Raw genomic sequence first — 19,467 nt, forward strand, 5'->3', positions numbered from 1 at the left:
TTCTTCCAACAGGTTAAGCTAGTTGCTGGTTTAGCATGCTCCAATATTCATCAAAATCAGCTGATGGTTTGATTACAAAGTCACTGCGGACAAAGCGGTTCAAGCGGCCTTCTATGTAGCTTAATACAATAGAAGCAAGAACCTTTTCATCGCTAGCAAAGCCTTTGCCTTCACGAAGCATTCTTTCTCTTAAAATTTGTTTAATCTGACTTTCTATTTTACTAAACAGTTGATTAATACGATCTCTTAGTCGCTCATTCTCAAACATTAGTGCATGACCGGAAAGGATGCGAGAAAGTCCTTTATTATGTTCAGTGAATAGTAAAATAAAGCGCAGTACTTCATGCAAACGAACCATGGTGTCTTTTTCTTGATCCATGATTTGGTTGATGCGAGATAAAACAGATTGTTCTATAAACTCGATAAGTCCTTCAAACATGCGGGCTTTACTTGGAAAGTGTCGATAAAGCGCGGCTTCAGATACACCCACTTGTTGTGCTAATTTAGCCGTAGTAATTCTGGAGGTGCCATCACTGGATTCCAGCATCAAAGCAAGAGCTTGCAAAATCTCGTCACGACGATTTGAACTACGTTTGCCTGTCATTTATTACGTCCTTTTTTGTATGTACTTTGACTGTAGAGATGAATCTATAAATTAGTTTTTGCCTGAATGACCAAAGCCACCTTCACCTCTATCAGAGGTATTGAAGTCTTCAACAAGATTAAATTGAGCTTGAACAACAGGAACAAAAACAAGTTGAGCAATACGGTCACCCGGCTCGATAGTGAAAGTGTCTTGTCCTCTGTTCCAGACTGAAACCATTAGCTGTCCCTGATAGTCAGAATCAATCAAACCAACAAGGTTACCTAACACAATACCGTGCTTGTGGCCTAAACCAGAGCGAGGAAGAATGGTGGCAGCTAAACTCGTATCACCGATATGAATCGCAAGCCCAGTAGGCACTAGGTGCGTTTGTCCCGGTGTAACGATTAATGCTTCATCTAAACAAGCTCGCAGGTCTAAGCCAGCCGAGCCTTCTGTCGCATACGCTGGCAGTGGAAATTGTTCGCCAATACGTGGGTCTAAGATCTTTAAGTCAATTTTTTTCATTGCATCATGCTTATTGAGTGAGTTCATTAATTTGTTCTAGTATGCCTTTGGCTAGAGCTTGTTTGCTTTCCAGAGGGAAGTGCTTGTGACCATCTGGCCAATACAGACTCAGGACATTATCGTTAGAATTGAAGCCAATACCAGTTTGAGAAACATCGTTTGCACAGATTAGGTCTAAATTTTTTCTGACGAGTTTATCTGTGGCATATTTTTCAACATCTTGAGTTTCTGCGGCAAAGCCAACAGTAAAAGGTCTATTTTGAGTTAAGCCGGCAACTGTCGCAATAATGTCTGGATTTTTGACCATGCGAACAACCAATTCATCGGTACCCGCTACTTTTTTCAGTTTTTGATCAGCAATAGTTTCTGGTCGATAATCTGCAACCGCCGCGCAACCAATAAATATGTCATGCAGACTCGCTTGTTGCATCGCCGCTTCGTGCATTTGCTCAGCGCTTAATACATCAATGCGATATACATTAGTCGGCGTTGGTAAGTTCACTGGGCCACTGATTAATGTTACCTCTGCGCCCAATTTGGCCGCTTGCTCAGCTAAAGCAAAGCCCATTTTTCCTGAGCTATGGTTAGAGATAAATCGAACCGGATCGATAGCTTCTTGTGTAGGGCCTGCAGTAATGGCGATTTTTTTACCTTGCAAGATTTTAGGCTGAAACTGGCTAATACACAGATCGACCAATTGCATTGGTTCTAACATTCTGCCTGCGCCAATATCACCACAAGCTTGTTCACCAGAGGCTGGGCCCCAAATCATCATACCGCGACGTTGTAAAGTGGTGATGTTTTCTTGTGTCGCGATGTTTTTATACATCTGCTGGTTCATTGCTGGCGCGATAGCAATCGGAGAATCACTTGCGAGAACGACAGTTGTAAGAAGGTCGTTGCCCATTCCGGCAGCCATGCGTGCAATAAGATCGGCCGTCGCGGGTGCGAGAAGAACAAGATCAGCCCATTTGCCTATTTCGATATGACCCATAGAGGCTTCTGCCGCTGGATCTAATAAGCTTTCGGATACCGGTTGTCCGGATACTGCTTGCATTGTTAATGGGGTAATAAATTCTTTGGCTGCTTTAGTCATTACGACTTTGACTTGAGCTCCGCGTTCAGACAAGCGTCGAGTCAATTCAGCACATTTGTAGGCTGCGATACCACCACTGATACCGAGAACTATTTTTTTACCTTCAAGAGGTTGCATGCTTATTTTCTCTATAAAATTAATAAGGTAACCATACCATATAATGAACGGGAGTTAGAGTTTGACAAGCCGACTGATTGGGTGCGATTTCGGTGCAACTTTTACTCATTATAAAGTTGGGTATAGTGATTTTTCATCAATACTACATTGCTTAATATGATCAACAAGGAGTAGGGATGACGTTAAAACAACTGCCAAAGGAATCTCTTCCTCGAGAAAAGCTATTAAACCAAGGCCCTGATTCTTTAACGGATGCTGAATTACTGGCGATTTTTTTGCGTACGGGCTGCCAAGGTGTGAATGTTTTAGAGCTAGCTGATCATTTGCTTAAATCTTTTGGGTCACTGCGCCATATCTTAACCGCGACAGAAGAGGTGTTTTGCAACCATAAAGGATTGGGGCAAGCTAAGTATGTTCAGCTGCAAGCTTTCATTGAAATGACGCAGCGTTATTTAGCCGAAACCTTAGAGAAAGGCGATGCACTAACCAGTCCACAGCAAACCAAGTTATTTTTATTAAGCTTACTACGAGATAAACAGCGTGAGGTTTTCTATGTGCTGTTTCTTGATAATCAGCACCGAGTTATTAACCATGAGTCATTATTTGAAGGCACGATAGATGCGGCTAATGTGTATCCTAGAGAGGTGGTTAAGCGTTCGCTTCAGCATAATGCATGCGCTCTTATTTTAGCGCATAACCACCCATCAGGAATTGCAGAACCAAGCCAAGCAGATAGACGAATTACTCGCCGCTTAATCGATGCTTTAGCGCTGGTGGATATACGAATATTGGATCATTTTGTGGTGGGTGATGGCGAGGTGGTTTCATTTGCAGAGAGGGGATGGATGTAAATAAAACCGTTATTTACGCTGCATCTCGGCCCACCAATCTTGGTCTGCAACAATTTGCCCTTCATTATCAAGCATCGGATAAGGAAGCTTTTTACGTTTAGCTACTTTGGCTAATACAGGGTGTCCACGCTCAAATAGTGTTTTATGAATCACATCCGCAGGCAGTGAAGCCGAAGGATGGTTATACATATCTTTATTATGACGTTGGCGCTGTGCTTCAAACAAAATTAAAGCGCTGGCAACAGAGACATTAAGCGATTGCACCATTCCTAGCATAGGAATAACAATATCTTGGTCGGCCATTTGTATGGCTTGGTCACTCGTTCCGTATTTTTCACCGCCCAACACGATAGCGGTTGGTTTGGTGTAATCCACTTCTCGAAAATCAACCGCTGTATCAGATAAGTTAGTCACTAAGATCTGCATGCCTTGCGAGCGTAGATGTTGATACGCGGCTTCGGTGGTGGTATGAGTTTCAACTTCAACCCAATTTCTAGCGCCAGCTGAGGTATGAGTTAGGGTACGCATATTCTCATTTGGCCATACGGCGTGGATTTTGTGTAAGCCTACCGCATCTGCAGTTCTGATCACTGCAGATACGTTATTAGGTTTGTGTACCTGTTCTAAACAAAGCGTTAGATCAGGTTGACGAGCCTTTAGAACGGAAACAATTTTTTGATAACGCTCAGGACTCATTTTTACCTACGACGACGACGAACTTTTAAAGCTTGTGGCATAACACGAATTTTCTTCATGATACTAGCAAGGTGAATTCGATCTTTAGTGGTGAGTGACACAATCACAGTATACAAACGACCGTCTTTTTCCTCGGTAGAGATACCGTGGATGTTTGAACCAGTGCGTGAGATAACATTGGTTAGCTCAGCAAGGGCACCTTGGCTGTTTTGTAAGTCGATTTGTAGCGCAGTAATGAACTCTTGTTCATGACTGTCAGACCATTCAACCGCCATATACTTATCGGGTTCTTTTTGATAACCACGGATATTCGGACAGGCTTCTCTATGGATAACCAACCCTCGACCCGGTGATACATGCGCTAAAATATCGTCACCAGGAATAGGGTGACAACAGTTCGCATAATTCAGAAGAATTCCGTCTGCGCCTTTAATTGAAAGTTTCTTCTCAGAGCGAGGCTCTACAGAGCTAGTCTCAGTTAGAGAATCCACATCACCAAGCAGTCGACGTGCCACAATAATACTCATTAGCTCACCTAAGCCAATAGAAGCCAACATATCGTCGACGCTATCTTGCTTAAGATCACTGAGAACTTGAGTGACATTTTCAGGGTAAATACTATCAATGGAGTGACGGCCTAGCGCGTGATTTAACAAGCGACGACCCAATGCAACGGAGTCTTCTCGGCGCATTGTTTTCAGTACTTGGCGTATCTTAGTGCGGGCGCGTGAAGTCACCACATAGTTAAGCCAAGCGGCATTTGGTCTAGCCCCTGGTGCACTAATGATTTCGATAGTTTGACCGTTTTTCAATGATTTACTTAGCGGGTATGGATTTCTATCCACACGCGTACCAACACAGGTGTTACCTACATCAGTATGTACCGCATAAGCAAAATCGACCGCAGTAGCACCCACAGGAAGTTCTACAATACGACCTTTTGGCGTAAATACGTAGATTTCATCAGGGAACAGATCAGACTTAACGTTTTCGATAAATTCAAAAGAGTTACCGGCACTTTGCTGAAGCTCCAGCAAGCTTTGCATCCAACGTTGAGCTTTAATTTGAGCGGTAGTGCCTGAGCGTTGACCGTTATTTTTGTAAGACCAGTGAGCTGCAACACCTTTGTCCGCCATTTGGTCCATGTCTTCGGTACGAATTTGTACTTCAACAGGAACACCATGAGGACCCACCATAGAGGTGTGAAGGGATTGATAGCCGTTCGCTTTAGGTACTGCGATGTAGTCTTTCATTCGGCCAGGACGCGGCTTGTACAAGCTGTGAGCTTGTCCAAGTACTCGATAGCAAGTATCAACATCATCAACAATAACTCGGAACGCGTAGATGTCCATAATGGTATGGAAACGCTGTTCTTTGGTTTTCATTTTGTTGTAGATGGAGTACAGGTTCTTTTCACGACCTAGCACTTTAAATTGGATACCACACTCTTCTAAGCGTCCCTCAATTTCTGAGTGAATGCGTTGAATCATTTCCTTTCTGTTACCACGAGCAGTTTTCACTACTTCTTTAAGTACGCGATAACGATTTGGATAAAGAGCTTCAAAACCCAGCTCTTCAAGCTCAGTTTTAATATTGTGGATACCTAATCTATGCGCCAATGGTGAATAGATTTCAAGAGTTTCTCGTGCAATGCGGCGACGTTTATCAGGACGAAGCGCTCCAAGAGTACGCATGTTGTGCGTACGGTCAGAAAGCTTAATCAAGATAACTCGAATATCCTGAACCATCGCGAGAACCATCTTGCGGAAGTTTTCCGCTTGAGCTTCTTTACGGTCTCGGAATTTTAGTTTGTCGAGTTTCGAAACACCATCAACCAATTCAGCGACAGCTGTACCAAACAGAGCTTCGAGTTCACCTTTGGTGACTTCGGTATCTTCAATTACATCATGAAGTAGTGCTGCTTGGAGGGTCTCAAGATCGAGGCGCATTTCAGCGAGGATTCTCGCAACGGCCACTGGATGGATGATATAGGGTTCGCCACTAGAGCGAGTCTGCCCTTCATGGGCATCTTTTGCTACCGAATAAGAATGGCGCAGAGCCTCAACTTGAGGCTCTGATAAATATTCTTTGGCAACATCTTTAAGGCTATCAAATAGATACAAATTACGGGCCTAAAAGGTTACGAGGTGTTGGGCAGATTAGCGAGTGTGAGCGATGCTGCTTACGGCTGCTAGTTCTGCTGCGTCCTGCTCTTGTTGTTCTTGGCGTGCTTTAGCATCCAAGATTTCCTTAGTAATCAAACCTTCTTCGATTTCACGAAGAGCAATTACCGTATACTTATCGTTCTCTTCTGGCACTAGTGCATCTTTACCGCCAGTTTGCATTTGACGTGCGCGACGAGCAGAGATTAGAACAAGGTCGAAACGGTTACCAACTTTTTCAACAGCATCTTGTACAGTTACGCGTGCCATGAGGACTCCAATTACTAAATTACATTTTAAATGACGGGAAATTATACAGCTTTCTAGATTACTCTGCTAGTAAAGCTGATAGCATTCCACTGTATTTTGCTGTTTGTTTGTCTTGTTTAAGGCGTTCTGCACGCAGAATTGCTCTAAAATCCATCAAAGCAGCATCAAAATCATCATTAACTATGATGTAGTCATATTCATCATAGTGTGACATTTCTGATTTTGCCTCACTCATTCGCTTGGCAATAACTTCTGAACTATCTTGACCACGCACATTTAAGCGACGCTCTAACTCACCATTTGATGGCGGTATGATAAAGACGCTTTTTGCCTGTGGCATTTGTTCGCGGATTTGACGAGCACCTTGCCAATCAATATCCAAGAATACATCGATACCTCTTTCAAGGTTTTCTTCAATCCAGATACGTGATGTGCCGTAATAATTACCAAACACTTCAGCATGTTCCAGAAAAACGCCTTCTTCAATCAATGTTTCAAATTCATTTCGTTCAACAAAATGATAATGAACACCATTTTCTTCTCCCGGACGCGTACTACGCGTCGTATGAGAAACAGAAACCTTCATTGCGTATACCGGATTTTTTTCCAGCATGGCTGATATCAGACTAGATTTGCCTGCTCCGCTAGGTGCAGAAACGATATATAAGGTGCCTTGTCCCATTCGTAGAGCTCCGAAATAGTGTCAACAGTGTGATTGAATATGCATCAATAAAGATAATACTAGAGTTTACGTTGAAATAACCCTAGAAAAATGGTTGCGAAGAATAGCACGGAAAAACAGCAGATCACAACTTGTGATTAAAACTAGAAATGATCTTCTGTAAATATACTCTCCTAGAGCGCCCAAAATTGGAACCCAGATCGAAGTAAATCAGCCCTTTGGATTAATTCCAACGATGATCACTTTTCGTGAAAGGTATGAAAGTTACAACAATTAAACCGAATCTGGTGTTAGTTTGAATCATTAAACTTAGCCTTAATCTACGTTTAAATTAGCGAAGAAGATGGTCGATCTAACACTAAATACCCCTCATCTTTCCATAATGTAAATTCAAGTAAAGTAAATATCCTTTTTGATGCAGGTTGCTATTGTTTATTCAACGGAGCTAATAACAACCATCTAATTTAGGGGCATTCATGGCTTTTCCTACTAAAAAAATACTTCTTTTAGCGGTATGTAGCTTAACGAGTTTATCTTACGCGCAAGCATCACCAATGGTAGCCACCATTATTGGTTCAGGTTCTCCTGACTATAATCCAGAGCGAGTTAGTGCCGGGGTATTAATTACTCAAGGTGATACTCAGGTATTGGTCGATATGGGGGATGGTGTAAATCGTAATTTAAAAAAGTTTGGTGTTGATGCTCGTAAAATAGATGCACTGCTTTTTACTCATCATCATCTGGATCATAACGCCGACTTCTCTTCACTGCTAACCGGTGTATTGATGGGGCGTAGTGATGTGTTAATTGCAGGGCCGACTCAAACAAAAGACTTTACTAATAGTAACCTCAGTTTGTATGAGCAAGATTTAAATTATCGCCTTGGTAAGTCGAAGCGCTCTCTTGATCAAAGAAAAAAACACCTGACGGTTACCGATCTAAAAGGGGGCGACTCTTTTAAGATTGATGACATTAAAGTCTCAACCCTTTCTGTACCTCACACAATAGAAACCATTGCCTTTCGGTTTGATTATAAAGATCAGTCGGTTGTGATCAGTGGCGACCTTAGCTCTGGCCCAGGTTTTGCCGAATTCTCCAAAGATGCAAACTGCCTAATTATGGATTCTGGCGGTATGGTAATGAAAAACGGTAAAAAGAAAAAAGACAAGAAAAAGGGCAAGAAGTCTACAAAGCAGCGTGCGCATTTGAATCTTGATGACTCTAGCAAATTAGCGGGAGATGCCAATGTGGATAAGCTAGTTTATACCCATTTTGTTCGAGGGAAAATAGACGAAGAAGCAAGCAAAGAAGTGATAACAAAGAACTATAACGGTGAGATTATTTTTAGTACCGATCTCATGTCATTAGATTGTGGCAATACGGCGCAAACAAAGTAATTAAATTATAAGGATAACTATGTCTTCTATACTGCGAAATATGATGTTTGTGGCTGCGACGTTATGTACAGCAAGCACTTCATTTGCTAATACATCAAGCACCAATCACTATCCTGTTGTTTCGACACAAACAGGTCAGTACCAAGGTAATAATGACAATACGGTCACGGATAAAGTGACGGGTTTAATGTGGCAAAAAGATTATAAAGTATTGAGCTTTGATGAAGCGATGAAATACGCAGAGTCAGCCACTATTGGTGGACACAATGATTGGCGCGTCCCTAATATCAAAGAATTGTATTCGTTGATTCTGTTTACGGGGGTTGATGCCAGCAATCGAGATATGTACACGGTTCCAAAGGGTGCAAAGCCGTTTCTCGATACTGATGTTTTTGATTTTGAATATGGCACTAATGGCAAGCGAGTAATTGACTCGCAATACCTGACTACCTCAATTTATTCAGGCAAAGTCATGGGCAAAGATAAAGCGGTATTTGGTGTTAACTTTGCGGATGGACGCATCAAAGGTTATCCATTAGTTCATCCCCGAACCAAAGAAGACAACAAGTTTACGGTACGCTTAGTTCGTGGAAATGTGGAATATAGCCAGAATAACTTTGTCGATAACAAAGATGGAACCGTAAGTGATCTTGCCACTCAATTGATGTGGTCTAAACAAGATAGTCAAAAAGGGCTAGATTGGTCTGAGGCGAAAGATTGGGTAGCACAGCTTAATAAGGATAAGTATCTAGGCCATAACGACTGGCGTCTGCCGAATATTAAAGAGTTGCAAACAATAGTTGATTATTCTCGTTCACCGCAAGCGACAGATTCTGCGGCAATTGATCCTATTTTTTCAATCTCGACTATCAAAGATGAACAAGGTGAGCAGAACTATCCAGTATTTTGGAGCAGTACAACGCATTTAAAAGTCGGTCGAAAATCAGATTCGCAAGCGACATACTTTTGTTTTGGTGAGTGCCTTGGCTATATGAAGCAACGTAACTCTAGCCAAAGACGCTTGCTGGATGTTCATGGCGCGGGCTCTCAGCGAGCAGAACCTAAACAAGGTGATGCTAAAGACTACCCGAATGGCTTTGGCCCGCAAGGTGATGTTATCCGTATAGATAACTACGCTCGAGCAGTACGTAGCATGCCTTAGCGTATAGCCAATCAAGGAATGATTCTTCCGCGATATTTAGTATCTAGAAAGCTCTTATTAATAAGAGCTTTTTTTGTTGGTATTTTATATTTTTGGGTAGGGTTACTCGCTGTTGCTGTTTCTCGATAAAGTGAATGTCATGCGTAGGTATGGCTTAAAGCTATTTTTAAATGAGGGATACCATCACTTACCTATGATATAACAACTGACAATACTAGCAGGTTGCAAGCATGCTAAATGAATCATAAGAGACCCCATAAATGAAAAGTAAACATAGCTACAGCCAAGCGGAAAAAGATGCCGTTTACCGAACCATTGCAGAGCGACGCGATATGCGCCATTTTGTGGATGGGCAATTGGAAGAAGGTTTATTAGCACGTCTACTGACCGTTGCCAATCAAGCGCCTAGTGTTGGTTTAATGCAACCTTGGCGATTCATCCGCATCACTCAGCCACAGTTAAAACAATCCATAAAGTCGCTGGTGGAATCAGAACGAAACAAAACGGCTGAACTACTTGATGAGCGTAAAAAAGAATTTTTAAAACTGAAAGTAGAAGGCATTTCAGAATGTGCAGAGCTCATAGTCGTTGCACTGCCTGAAGGACGTGAAAAACACATATTTGGCCGCCGAACTATGCCAGATATGGACTTAGCCTCTGTTTCTTGCGCCATTCAAAATATGTGGCTAGCCGCTCGCGCCGAAGGCATTGGTCTTGGTTGGGTATCGCTATTTGACCCACTAGCACTTGCTGACTTATTAAACATGCCATCAGACAGTCGCCCAATCGCTATTTTATGTATTGGTCATGTTGAAAAGTTTTATGAAAAACCAATGCTAGTCGAACAACAATGGGCGACTCCGGAAACGGTTGAAACCTTCCTTTATGAAAACAGTTGGCCGCAATCAAAGTGATGTTTGAGTCTAGATAGCACTCCATATCACTAGGGAAGTTAGAGGAATATATGCAGCAAGTAGGGATTTATGAGCAACTGATTACTTCAGTGGTAGATCAACACCTAAATAAAGATCAGTTTTATGTGGGTGAGCGATTACTCACTAGCTCTGAAGCATCTATCTGGCTCTCTCGATTTTTATCTAACATCCTTGAGCATGCAATATCTCTAGTCCCATCAGGTGAAGACCAACTAAAACAGCAGATAGAGTTATCTAATGAGCTACTAATTTGGTTAAAAGACAAAATCAGAGATGAGGATGTCATTGAGGAAAATCTTCTCAATAGCCAAGGTCGAATACTCACAGCTTTATATGAATTTGAAAACCCGATAGCAGCTGATCTCAAAAAATATGTAGAGGATATTTTTCCTTTAACGGGTTTAACTCAGAGTGAGCTGTTTTGTGGAAGTAATGCTGGTATCTCGCTTGAGTCTGAAATAAAGCGGGAGATCTTGTCCTCTGATAGCATCTATTGGCTAGTTTCATTTATCAAGTGGACTGGCATTCGTATTTTTCGCAAAGAGCTGGAGCAGTTTGTTCGCAGTGGCCGACAGCTTAAAATCATCACCACTTCGTATATGGGGGCTACCGATGCAAAAGCGGTTGAGTATCTTGCTAGCCTGCCTAATACAGAGGTTAAGTTAAGCTACAATACGCAACGAGAACGTTTACACGCTAAAAGTTATCTGTTTTGTCGAAATACAGGTTACCACACGGGGTATATCGGCTCTTCCAATCTCTCTCGTTCAGCATTAACTAGTGGCTTAGAGTGGAACCTGAAAATAACCTCTCAAGAAATCCCTCATATAATTCAAAAATCTTTAAGTACTTTCGAAACATATTGGGCATCCAGTGAGTTTGAAGTGTTTGATGGAAAAGTAGAAAGTAAGAAAAAACTCAATCAGGCTCTCAAACAAGCCCAAATAGGAAGTGGTAGCGGTAGCACGAGTCCAAGGCATTTCTTCGATATAATTCCGTTTGCTCATCAGAAAGATATTCTAGAGCAGTTGCAAGTAGAAAGAGAAATACATCAGCGCAAGCGCAATTTAGTCGTAGCAGCTACCGGCACAGGCAAAACACTCATTTCTGCTTTTGATTTTGCCAATTTTAGAAAGCAAAAACCAAGTGCAAAATTCTTATTTGTCGCCCATCGAGAAGAAATTTTAAAACAAGCAAGAGAAGCTTATAGAGGCGTATTAAAAGACAGTGATTTTGGTGAGTTGTGGGTTAGTGGCTACAGTCCAGATCACTATGAGCAGTTGTTTGCTTCGGTTCAAACGCTTAATAATCAAGTTGAGAATATGCGGGTATCGGCAGAGTACTTTGACTATATCGTTATAGATGAAGTACACCATGTATCCGCAAGTAGTTACCGCAAGCTCATTTCCTATTTCCAACCGTCTATATTGCTGGGTCTAACCGCGACACCTGAACGTCATGATAGTAGTGATATCTTAGCGGATTTTAATGGCGTGATTGCCGCAGAAATACGTCTTCCTGAAGCAATAAATAACCGATTGTTATCCCCATTTCAGTACTTTGGTATCGATGATGATACCGACCTTCGAAATATAAGTTGGCGCAGTGGACGTTATGATATTGCTCAGTTAACGAGTCTTTATACTCATAACCAAGTCAGGGTAAATAAAATAGTTCAGAGCCTTGATGAGATAATGACTAATGTTGATGATATGAAAGCATTGGCATTTTGTGTGAGTAAAGATCACGCACAATACATGGCACAGCAGTTTTTATTAAAAGGCATTAAGGCTGATGTTTTAACGAGCGACAATAGCCATGAACGTCAGCCAAAACAATCTGCTCTGCGTTCTGGTCAGATCAATGTGCTGTGTGTTGTGGATATATTTAATGAAGGGATAGATATACCCGAAGTTGATACCTTACTGTTTTTGCGACCAACGGAAAGTTTAACCATCTTTCTTCAACAACTGGGTCGAGGGTTACGTTTAGCTGAAGGTAAAGAGTGTTGCACGGTTCTTGATTTTGTTGGTAACTCTCGCCCTGAATATGATTTTTCAAATAAATTCCGCTCACTAATCGGTAAAACAGAGAGAGCCATTGCTGATGAAATTAAGCAAGGCTTCCCTCATGCTCCATTAGGCTGTCGAATTGAGCTTTCTAAACGAACACAGGAGTTGGTGTTAACCCAGATACGACAAGCTACGTTAAATCTTCAGCGACTCAGAACTAAGATTCGACAGTTCCCACAACATTCAAACTTACCGTTGACGCTGAGTAATTTTTTGACCATTTATCCTGATTTAAATATCCATGAAATCTATAAGAAAGGAACGTGGCAAGCTTTAGTCTCTGATGCATTGGGTGTAGAAGAATCAAGTAAGGTTTCATACCCTGAAAAAATGAATGAAAAGGCAATCTATAGTCGTATTCTTACCTGTGATGATCATGCATACCTTAGTTATCTTTTAGATCTTTGTTCCGGTAATTATCGCTTAGAAGATGCCGATCAACGTAGAGCACTGATGTGTCATTATGATTTTTGGAAAGGTGTCGGTTCAGCATGCGGATTTCATTCCTTACAAGACAGCTTATTAGCACTGATGGATTCAGGATTACGTGAAGAACTCATCGATGCCTTGAAGTGGAAAATAAACCAGACTAAGCATCAACAACGCAACATGCCAAACTTGCACAATGTTCCGCTAGCACTTCATGCTCGGTATGCAAGAGAGCAAATTCTATGTGCATTCAATGCTTCGACATTTGCTCGTAAATTACCCGCAAGAGAAGGTGTTTTAGCTATCAAAGAGCAAAACATTGAACTGCTCTTTGTAACACTAAATAAGAACGAAAAACAATTCTCGCCAACGACCATGTACCATGATTACGCTATCAATGAAGAGTTGTTTCATTGGCAATCGCAAAACAGTGCGAGACCTGAAAGAGGGCGAGGACTGGAGTATATTCAACACCAACAAATGGGGAAAAGGCTGTTCTTATTTGTGCGCGAACAAACTAAAGATGAATATGGTCGGACAATGGGGTTTGTCAATTACGGTGAGGTTGAGTACGTATCGCATACTGGCTCAAAACCCATGAGTATAACCTGGCGATTGCTCTCTCCAATGCCATCATTTATGTGGCAACAGGCGGCAAAACTGGCTGTTGGTTAGGAAGTGATTATTTTTATTTTCACCATCTTTAATTAACTTGAGATGATGCTTGCTTGTTGGTGTGATAAAAAGTTTAAACGGTGCTGTATGAGACAGTATCTCTCAATAACATATATCTATGCTGGATGATAATTAGGTTAACCACCAGCTATCCATTTTGGCTACTTCTTGATGTTCACATATTGTGAACTAGACTTGGTTTAGGTATAGTGTTCACATATAGTGAACAAGCTGGATAGTACATGCACGTTATAAGTAAGCAACCTTTTGAAAATGCGAAAAAACTCTATCCAAACGATTGCGATGCACTAGATGCAACGTACAAGGTGTTAAAAGAGAGCAAAGCAAAAAGCCCAGATGAGCTACGAAAAGTCTTTCCGTCACTAGACAACTTTAAATATGTTGATAAGTGGTGGGTGATTGATATTGGCGGTAACAACTTAAGGCTTATTGCATTTATCGAATTTGTAGGAGGTCGATGCTTCATTAAGAACATTGTCAGTCATGCCGAATACGATCGCATTACAAAGCAATACCGTGAAAAGAAACTGAAGAGGTAACACTATGTTAAATATCGCTGTGTTAGACAAAGCTGCTAATCAACTGCACCAAGTTATGCCTTGGGTGAGTGGTATCTCTTCGCCTGAGCAATATCAAGAGTTGATTGCCACGATGGAAGTACTTATAGAAGATTATGATGCTCATCAGCCAGTGATCGATTTGATGTTTCCGGTGATTGAAAGGTATGAAGAAGAAGCGGAGCAGTTTAGTGAATTTAATCAAGCTATCGAAAAACTAGAGCCCGGTATCGCCATGCTAAGAGTTATTATCGATCAGCATCAATTGACGTTAAGTGACCTCAAAGAAGAGATTGGTGCAAAATCGACGGTATCAATGATCTTGAGTGGAAAGCGCGCTCTAACGCTCAACCACATTAAGGCACTATCGGCACGCTTTGGTGTGCCAGCTTCATTGTTTATAGGCTAGTGGCAGTTTTGGCTGTCGTTAATAAAAGCCGAGATACACATTTTAAAAGCGCAGCTCTTATTAATAGTTTCCCAGTTTTTGTCAAAGCACGAAGTGATAACAATACGCCAAAATTTAAGGTGTGATTACTTCGAAGAACTTGGCTGAGGTGATGTTAGTTTGTGATACAACGTCTAAACGGTGCTGTATGGGACTGTATCTACTAATAACATATATCTATCTGGATGATAATTAGGTTAACCACCAACTACCGATGGTTAACCTAGCATTAAATAATACAGTTTAGAGATTATTCAATATTCTGGATCTGCTCGCGCATTTGCTCAATCAGAACTTTCAGTTCAACGCCTGAAGCGGTGATGTCAGTGCTGATAGATTTTGATGCTAGCGTATTTGATTCACGGTTGAATTCTTGCATCATGAAATCTAGACGACGGCCACAAGCGCCACCTTTTTTCAGGATGCTGTTGGTTTCTTTTACGTGAGAGTCTAGGCGATCTAGCTCTTCTGCTACGTCTGATTTTTGAGCTAGAACGATAAGTTCTTGTTCAACGCGAGATGAATCTAGCTCGATAGACGCTTCTTCAAATTTATTCAGTAGGCGGTCACGTTGCCATTGTAGAATTTCTGGCATGCGAGCACGAACTTTTACAACTTCAGATGTGATGGCTTCTAGGCGCTGGTCAATTAGCGCTTTCATGTTTTCGCCTTCGCTTGCGCGAGCTTCAATGAAGTCAGCAATCGCACCTTCAAAGCCAGCAAGAAGGTCTTTGTTTACGCTGTCCATGTCTTGCTCTGGTGTTTCCATCACACCTTGCCATTGCATTACTTGGAATGGGTTGATGCGAGTCGTTTCACCGGTCATGTCCATGACTTGGTTAGCGGCGTTAATCACTTGCTTAGCAAGATCGGTATTGATGCTTAGCTCGCCTTTAGCGCTTGGGTTTGCTTCAAAGCGTAGGTGACATTCAACCTTACCGCGTGCTAGACGCTTACGAAAACGTTCACGAAGGATAGGTTCTAGGCCACGAAATTGTTCCGGTAGGCGGAAGTAGGTTTCTAAATAACGCTGGTTAACAGAGCGAATTTCCCATACTGCGTTGCCCCAGTCGCCTTTTACTTCTTTGCGCGCGTAAGCGGTCATGCTGTAAATCATCAAATTACCTTTATTCATTACATTGGTGCGTCTATATTGCGGGCAATCTTAGCACAAAAGCGAGCGACCCCATAAGGTCGCATCCTGATTCATGATCCTATATAATCTCGACCCAATCCCATACCCAATTATTTAGGTGACTTTCAATGCGTCCAAACGATCGTGCAGTAGATCAGGTTCGTCCTATTAAAATGACTCGCAACTACACCGCTTATGCAGAAGGTTCTGTATTAGTCGAGTTTGGCAATACTAAAGTATTGTGTAACGCTTCTGTGGAAGAGAACGTACCTCGTTGGTTGAAAGGCAAAGGTAAAGGTTGGGTAACTGCTGAATACGGCATGCTTCCTCGCGCAACTCACACTCGTAATCGTCGTGAAGCGGCAAGTGGCAAGCAAGGTGGTCGTACGATGGAAATCCAGCGTTTGATCGCTCGTAGCCTACGCGCTGTGGTTGATCTAGAAGCTATGGGTGAAATCATGGTCACTGTTGACTGTGATGTGATTCAGGCTGACGGTGGTACACGTACCGCTTCTATCTCTGGCGCAAGTGTTGCAATGGCTGATGCATTCCAAAAATTGGTTGCACAAGGCAAACTAAAAGCGAACCCAATGAAAGGGCATGTATCGGCTGTTTCTGTTGGTATCGTTAAAGGTGAAGGTCTGTGTGATCTTGAGTATGTTGAAGATTTAGCTGCTGATACCGACATGAACGTCGTGATGACCGAAGAAGGTAAAATGATTGAGGTTCAAGGCACTGCAGAGGGCGAACCGTTCTCACACGAAGAATTGATGGAGTTGTTGGCTCTAGCTCAAAAGGGCATTGCGGACATCATCGAAGTGCAGAAAGCAGCACTGGCTGAATAGTTTTTAAATAGCTCCTTGCGGGGCTATTTTTTTATCTCCACTGGAGATGCACAAATACAACGTTTTAATAATTTAGAATCTTATAAGAGAGAAAATAATGAAAGCATACCAGCGTGAATTTATTGAGTTTGCACTTGAGAAACAAGTTCTTAAGTTTGGTGAGTTTACTCTAAAGTCTGGCCGTACTAGCCCGTACTTCTTTAACGCTGGCCTGTTTAATACTGGTCGTGATTTGGCGCGTTTAGGTCGCTTTTATGCTGCTGCATTAGCAGACTCTGCTATTGATTATGATGTGCTATTTGGCCCTGCTTACAAAGGCATCCCAATTGCAACGACCACAGCAGTTGCACTGGCTGATCATCACGATACCGACAAGCCATACTGTTTTAACCGTAAAGAAGCCAAAGATCACGGCGAAGGTGGCAACCTAGTGGGTAGTGCACTGGAAGGTCGTATTATGCTGGTGGATGATGTCATCACAGCCGGTACTGCAATTCGTGAATCAATGGAAATTATCCAAGCTAATGGCGCAGATCTGGCGGGTGTATTAGTGGCCATTGATCGTCAAGAAAAAGGCAAGGGTGAGCTTTCTGCAATTCAAGAAGTAGAACGCGACTTTAACTGTTCAATCATTTCAATTGTAAGCCTGACTGACCTGATTACTTTCTTAGAAGAGAAAGGCGGTAACGCAGAGCAACTAGAATCTGTAAAAGCATACCGCGCTGAATACGGCGTTTAAGTATTCGCTGATAGCAAATTAAGATAGTTTACATATCTAAAGGAAAGCGCCACTTATTAAATAAGTGGCGCTTTTTGTTTTAGTAGCCTTTATTAAAATCTACTTTAGCTTGCAGAGGTTTCTCTTCTAACCAGAGCTGATAGTTCTTTTTAAATAATCTGACTACCTGATTTGGAAAGCTGTGCGCTGCTGTGTGTGGTGTGACGGTCACTTTTGGATTTTGCCAGTACGGACACTGCTGAGAGATAGGCTCATTGATAAACACATCTAAATAGGCATGTTCTACATGTCCGTCTTCTAGTGCGCTCAATAGGCCTTGGCTGTCTATCGCTCCACCACGTCCCACATTAAATAGTAGTGCTTGATTACAGTGGCTTAAGCTTTGTTTGTTCAACAGGCCATCGGTCTGTGATGTTTTAGGTAGTATGGAGACAATAATATCGCCTAGGCCCAAGGCATGATTTAACTGTGAGATAGGATAGACGTCATCAAATTGCCCGCCAGTGGGGGTTTTTCCACTAGAGTTCACCCCAATCGTCGTTAATCCTAAAGCTTTGGCTGCAATAGAAAGGTGCGAGCCAATAGAGCCTGTACCAAGGATAACGATGGTTTTTTCATTTAGGCAAGTGTACGGATGAGGTTGCCATAACTGGGCGCTTTGCTGTTGCTTATAAGTGTCAAAATGACGGAAGTGACTGATAGCGTACCCTAGTACATATTCCGCAATAGGTTGACCAAATATCTCTTTGATATTAGTCAGCAGATAATCTTTACGCACGTCCTGTTCCATTAAGCTATCAACGCCAGCATAGATAGACTGAAACCATTCTAGATTAGGAAATTGGTCAAGTTGGCTTGCCATCATGGTTGGGCTTGCCAGTATGATGTTTGCGAGGCGTTTATTTTCAGTGATTTCAAGTTGCGGAAGACTTTCTTTTTTCAGTCGCTCTAGGTATTCACCTTTGCTTTTTGATTCAACATATAAGTACTGGATATCTGTTTTCATCGGCTTGGCTTCCTTAAAAGTAAGTAAAACTATGAATAGCGTTCAAGAATTGTGTACACTTTTGCTGTTTTCCCACAATTGTGAGTCGTTATGTTACAGAATCCTCTTCAGGTTCGTATTGAAAAACTAGAACCTTGGCAACAAATCACTTTTATGGCCAGTTTGTGTGAACGAATGTACCCAAACTATGCCATGTTTTGCCAGACAACGGAATTTGCTGAAGCGCGAATTTATCGAGATATTCTCGACAGTGTTTGGGAGTTACTGACAATTAAAAGTGCCAAAGTTAACTTTGAACGCCAATTAGAAAAACTAGAAGAGTTGGTGCCTAGTGCTGAAGACTTTGATTTTTATGGTGTTTACCCTGCTATTGATGCCTGCATGGGGCTTGCTGAACTATTACATGCATTGCTTGACCGTGATTTATTGCCAGAAGCAGTACAAAACATCAGCCAACAATCTGTGATGACAGTGGCCGATCTTGAAGTTGCTCAAGGTAGTGAAGAAATCACTAACGATAATCAAAAACAAAATGAAGCAGTATGTGAAGAGTGGGATGTTCAGTGGGCAATTGCTCGTCCGCTACGTGAATGTATTGAGCGCAATGTAGAGTTGATTAAAGATTTACGTGCAGAGCTACGTGAAGACGGCATAAGCAATATTGGTGTGCAGCTTTAATCGAGCACTAGCAAGCAAATAGAAAAACAAACGGGAGCCTAGGCTCCCGTTTGTTTTATATGGTTATTTTATACCAATCGTAGTAAATCTCTGATCAGCCTAGCGAGACTGTCCTAAATTCTGTGTAACTGCCTACACTTAATGCCGTAATGGCTAAGGAAAGGCAACATGGATAAGAAAGCACTTGAAGCTTTTGCTAAAGAAGCAGCAAAAGGAATTAAAAGCCCTGAAGATTTAACCGAATTCAGTCAGATGCTCAAAAAGATCACTGTTGAAGCAGCTCTCAATGCTGAAATGGATGAGCATCTTGGCTACGAAAAACACCAACAATCCAAATCAAAAAACAGCCGTAACGGAAAGAGCAGCAAGCGGATCAAAACCGA

General features: G+C 41.9%; 20 protein-coding genes. 11 read left to right on the forward strand and 9 right to left on the reverse strand.

Annotated elements, in window-relative coordinates:
- Window positions 1-13 precede the first annotated feature (13 nt).
- From slmA to coaBC, 3 genes are read right to left on the reverse strand one after another with little or no spacing between them, the layout of a single operon-like run.
- Entirely contained in the window at window positions 14-604 is a 591-nt protein-coding gene (gene slmA / locus A9260_RS09650) for a nucleoid occlusion factor SlmA (protein ID WP_068698469.1), read from the reverse strand.
- 51 nt (window positions 605-655) lie between these two features.
- A complete protein-coding gene (dut, locus tag A9260_RS09655) occupies window positions 656-1,111 on the reverse strand; it encodes a dUTP diphosphatase (RefSeq protein WP_068698506.1) in 456 nt (151 codons plus the stop codon).
- Between the two features lie 10 nt (window positions 1,112-1,121).
- Entirely contained in the window at window positions 1,122-2,324 is a 1,203-nt protein-coding gene (coaBC, locus tag A9260_RS09660) for a bifunctional phosphopantothenoylcysteine decarboxylase/phosphopantothenate--cysteine ligase CoaBC (protein ID WP_068698471.1), read from the reverse strand.
- Window positions 2,325-2,500: 176 nt separating this feature from the next.
- Here coaBC and radC point away from each other — a divergent pair, with 176 nt between their 5' ends.
- Window positions 2,501-3,175, forward strand: coding sequence for a RadC family protein (gene radC / locus A9260_RS09665; protein WP_068698473.1), 675 nt, complete (start codon window positions 2,501-2,503; stop codon window positions 3,173-3,175).
- Window positions 3,176-3,184: 9 nt separating this feature from the next.
- Here the strand turns inward: radC and trmH are convergent, their stop codons facing one another.
- The 4 genes from trmH to gmk are packed head-to-tail and all read right to left on the reverse strand — an operon-like array spanning window position 3,185 to window position 6,985.
- A complete protein-coding gene (gene trmH, locus A9260_RS09670; protein ID WP_068698475.1) occupies window positions 3,185-3,871 on the reverse strand; it encodes a tRNA (guanosine(18)-2'-O)-methyltransferase TrmH in 687 nt (228 codons plus the stop codon).
- Window positions 3,872-3,873: 2 nt separating this feature from the next.
- A complete protein-coding gene (gene spoT / locus A9260_RS09675; RefSeq protein WP_068698477.1) occupies window positions 3,874-5,994 on the reverse strand; it encodes a bifunctional GTP diphosphokinase/guanosine-3',5'-bis pyrophosphate 3'-pyrophosphohydrolase in 2,121 nt (706 codons plus the stop codon).
- Window positions 5,995-6,030: 36 nt separating this feature from the next.
- Window positions 6,031-6,303 carry a DNA-directed RNA polymerase subunit omega gene (gene rpoZ / locus A9260_RS09680; RefSeq protein ID WP_068698479.1) on the reverse strand — a complete coding sequence of 91 codons (273 nt, stop codon included), beginning with the start codon at window positions 6,301-6,303 and terminating at the stop codon, window positions 6,031-6,033.
- Between the two features lie 58 nt (window positions 6,304-6,361).
- Window positions 6,362-6,985, reverse strand: coding sequence for a guanylate kinase (gene gmk, locus A9260_RS09685; RefSeq protein ID WP_068698481.1), 624 nt, complete (start codon window positions 6,983-6,985; stop codon window positions 6,362-6,364).
- 476 nt (window positions 6,986-7,461) lie between these two features.
- Between gmk and A9260_RS09690 the strand changes: the two genes are divergently transcribed.
- The 6 genes from A9260_RS09690 to A9260_RS09715 all read left to right on the forward strand — a co-directional run bounded on the left by A9260_RS09690 (window position 7,462) and on the right by A9260_RS09715 (window position 14,642).
- Entirely contained in the window at window positions 7,462-8,382 is a 921-nt protein-coding gene (locus A9260_RS09690) for an MBL fold metallo-hydrolase (protein ID WP_068698483.1), read from the forward strand.
- Between the two features lie 19 nt (window positions 8,383-8,401).
- Window positions 8,402-9,544, forward strand: a complete 1,143-nt coding sequence (locus tag A9260_RS09695; protein ID WP_068698485.1) for an Lcl C-terminal domain-containing protein — start codon at window positions 8,402-8,404, stop codon at window positions 9,542-9,544.
- 260 nt (window positions 9,545-9,804) lie between these two features.
- Entirely contained in the window at window positions 9,805-10,458 is a 654-nt protein-coding gene (bluB, locus tag A9260_RS09700; protein ID WP_068698487.1) for a 5,6-dimethylbenzimidazole synthase, read from the forward strand.
- A 50-nt stretch (window positions 10,459-10,508) separates the two neighbouring features.
- Complete coding sequence (locus tag A9260_RS09705) at window positions 10,509-13,655, forward strand: DUF3427 domain-containing protein (protein ID WP_068698489.1); 3,147 nt, start codon at window positions 10,509-10,511, stop codon at window positions 13,653-13,655.
- 242 nt (window positions 13,656-13,897) lie between these two features.
- The gene (locus tag A9260_RS09710) at window positions 13,898-14,215 is read left to right on the forward strand and encodes a type II toxin-antitoxin system HigB family toxin (RefSeq protein ID WP_068698491.1); all 318 of its coding nucleotides are present in this window, start codon (window positions 13,898-13,900) and stop codon (window positions 14,213-14,215) included.
- Window positions 14,216-14,219: 4 nt separating this feature from the next.
- Window positions 14,220-14,642, forward strand: coding sequence for a helix-turn-helix domain-containing protein (locus A9260_RS09715; protein ID WP_068698493.1), 423 nt, complete (start codon window positions 14,220-14,222; stop codon window positions 14,640-14,642).
- A 289-nt stretch (window positions 14,643-14,931) separates the two neighbouring features.
- Here the strand turns inward: A9260_RS09715 and A9260_RS09720 are convergent, their stop codons facing one another.
- Window positions 14,932-15,798, reverse strand: a complete 867-nt coding sequence (locus tag A9260_RS09720; protein ID WP_068698495.1) for a YicC/YloC family endoribonuclease — start codon at window positions 15,796-15,798, stop codon at window positions 14,932-14,934.
- A gap of 146 nt (window positions 15,799-15,944) precedes the next feature.
- Between A9260_RS09720 and rph the strand changes: the two genes are divergently transcribed.
- Together rph and pyrE are read left to right on the forward strand one after the other, a co-directional pair.
- Window positions 15,945-16,661 (forward strand): ribonuclease PH, encoded by a 717-nt coding sequence (gene rph, locus A9260_RS09725; RefSeq protein WP_068698497.1) that lies wholly within the window; start codon window positions 15,945-15,947, stop codon window positions 16,659-16,661.
- A gap of 97 nt (window positions 16,662-16,758) precedes the next feature.
- On the forward strand, window positions 16,759-17,400 hold the full coding sequence (gene pyrE, locus A9260_RS09730; protein WP_068698500.1) for an orotate phosphoribosyltransferase: 642 nt from the start codon (window positions 16,759-16,761) through the stop codon (window positions 17,398-17,400).
- Between the two features lie 79 nt (window positions 17,401-17,479).
- Here pyrE and A9260_RS09735 read toward each other — a convergent pair whose 3' ends face one another.
- Entirely contained in the window at window positions 17,480-18,406 is a 927-nt protein-coding gene (locus A9260_RS09735) for a D-2-hydroxyacid dehydrogenase (RefSeq protein WP_068698502.1), read from the reverse strand.
- A 90-nt stretch (window positions 18,407-18,496) separates the two neighbouring features.
- Here A9260_RS09735 and A9260_RS09740 point away from each other — a divergent pair, with 90 nt between their 5' ends.
- Entirely contained in the window at window positions 18,497-19,084 is a 588-nt protein-coding gene (locus A9260_RS09740) for a YjaG family protein (RefSeq protein WP_068698504.1), read from the forward strand.
- A 168-nt stretch (window positions 19,085-19,252) separates the two neighbouring features.
- Window positions 19,253-19,467: transposase (locus A9260_RS09745; RefSeq protein ID WP_082957172.1), on the forward strand; the 215-nt coding region annotated here is incomplete at its 3' end.

It is taken from the genome of Vibrio sp. UCD-FRSSP16_30 (genome assembly GCF_001676025.1).
In the GTDB taxonomy this organism is placed as follows: domain Bacteria; phylum Pseudomonadota; class Gammaproteobacteria; order Enterobacterales; family Vibrionaceae; genus Vibrio.

Coding starts and splice junctions, on each gene's coding strand:
- slmA (WP_068698469.1), bottom strand. CDS start 604: ATGACAGGCAAACGTAGTTCAAATCGTCGTGACGAGATTTTGCAAGCT.
- dut (WP_068698506.1), bottom strand. CDS start 1,111: ATGAAAAAAATTGACTTAAAGATCTTAGACCCACGTATTGGCGAACAA.
- coaBC (WP_068698471.1), bottom strand. CDS start 2,324: ATGCAACCTCTTGAAGGTAAAAAAATAGTTCTCGGTATCAGTGGTGGT.
- radC (WP_068698473.1), top strand. CDS start 2,501: ATGACGTTAAAACAACTGCCAAAGGAATCTCTTCCTCGAGAAAAGCTA.
- trmH (WP_068698475.1), bottom strand. CDS start 3,871: ATGAGTCCTGAGCGTTATCAAAAAATTGTTTCCGTTCTAAAGGCTCGT.
- rpoZ (WP_068698479.1), bottom strand. CDS start 6,303: ATGGCACGCGTAACTGTACAAGATGCTGTTGAAAAAGTTGGTAACCGT.
- gmk (WP_068698481.1), bottom strand. CDS start 6,985: ATGGGACAAGGCACCTTATATATCGTTTCTGCACCTAGCGGAGCAGGC.
- A9260_RS09690 (WP_068698483.1), top strand. CDS start 7,462: ATGGCTTTTCCTACTAAAAAAATACTTCTTTTAGCGGTATGTAGCTTA.
- A9260_RS09695 (WP_068698485.1), top strand. CDS start 8,402: ATGTCTTCTATACTGCGAAATATGATGTTTGTGGCTGCGACGTTATGT.
- bluB (WP_068698487.1), top strand. CDS start 9,805: ATGAAAAGTAAACATAGCTACAGCCAAGCGGAAAAAGATGCCGTTTAC.
- A9260_RS09705 (WP_068698489.1), top strand. CDS start 10,509: ATGCAGCAAGTAGGGATTTATGAGCAACTGATTACTTCAGTGGTAGAT.
- A9260_RS09710 (WP_068698491.1), top strand. CDS start 13,898: ATGCACGTTATAAGTAAGCAACCTTTTGAAAATGCGAAAAAACTCTAT.
- A9260_RS09715 (WP_068698493.1), top strand. CDS start 14,220: ATGTTAAATATCGCTGTGTTAGACAAAGCTGCTAATCAACTGCACCAA.
- A9260_RS09720 (WP_068698495.1), bottom strand. CDS start 15,798: ATGATTTACAGCATGACCGCTTACGCGCGCAAAGAAGTAAAAGGCGAC.
- rph (WP_068698497.1), top strand. CDS start 15,945: ATGCGTCCAAACGATCGTGCAGTAGATCAGGTTCGTCCTATTAAAATG.
- pyrE (WP_068698500.1), top strand. CDS start 16,759: ATGAAAGCATACCAGCGTGAATTTATTGAGTTTGCACTTGAGAAACAA.
- A9260_RS09735 (WP_068698502.1), bottom strand. CDS start 18,406: ATGAAAACAGATATCCAGTACTTATATGTTGAATCAAAAAGCAAAGGT.
- A9260_RS09740 (WP_068698504.1), top strand. CDS start 18,497: ATGTTACAGAATCCTCTTCAGGTTCGTATTGAAAAACTAGAACCTTGG.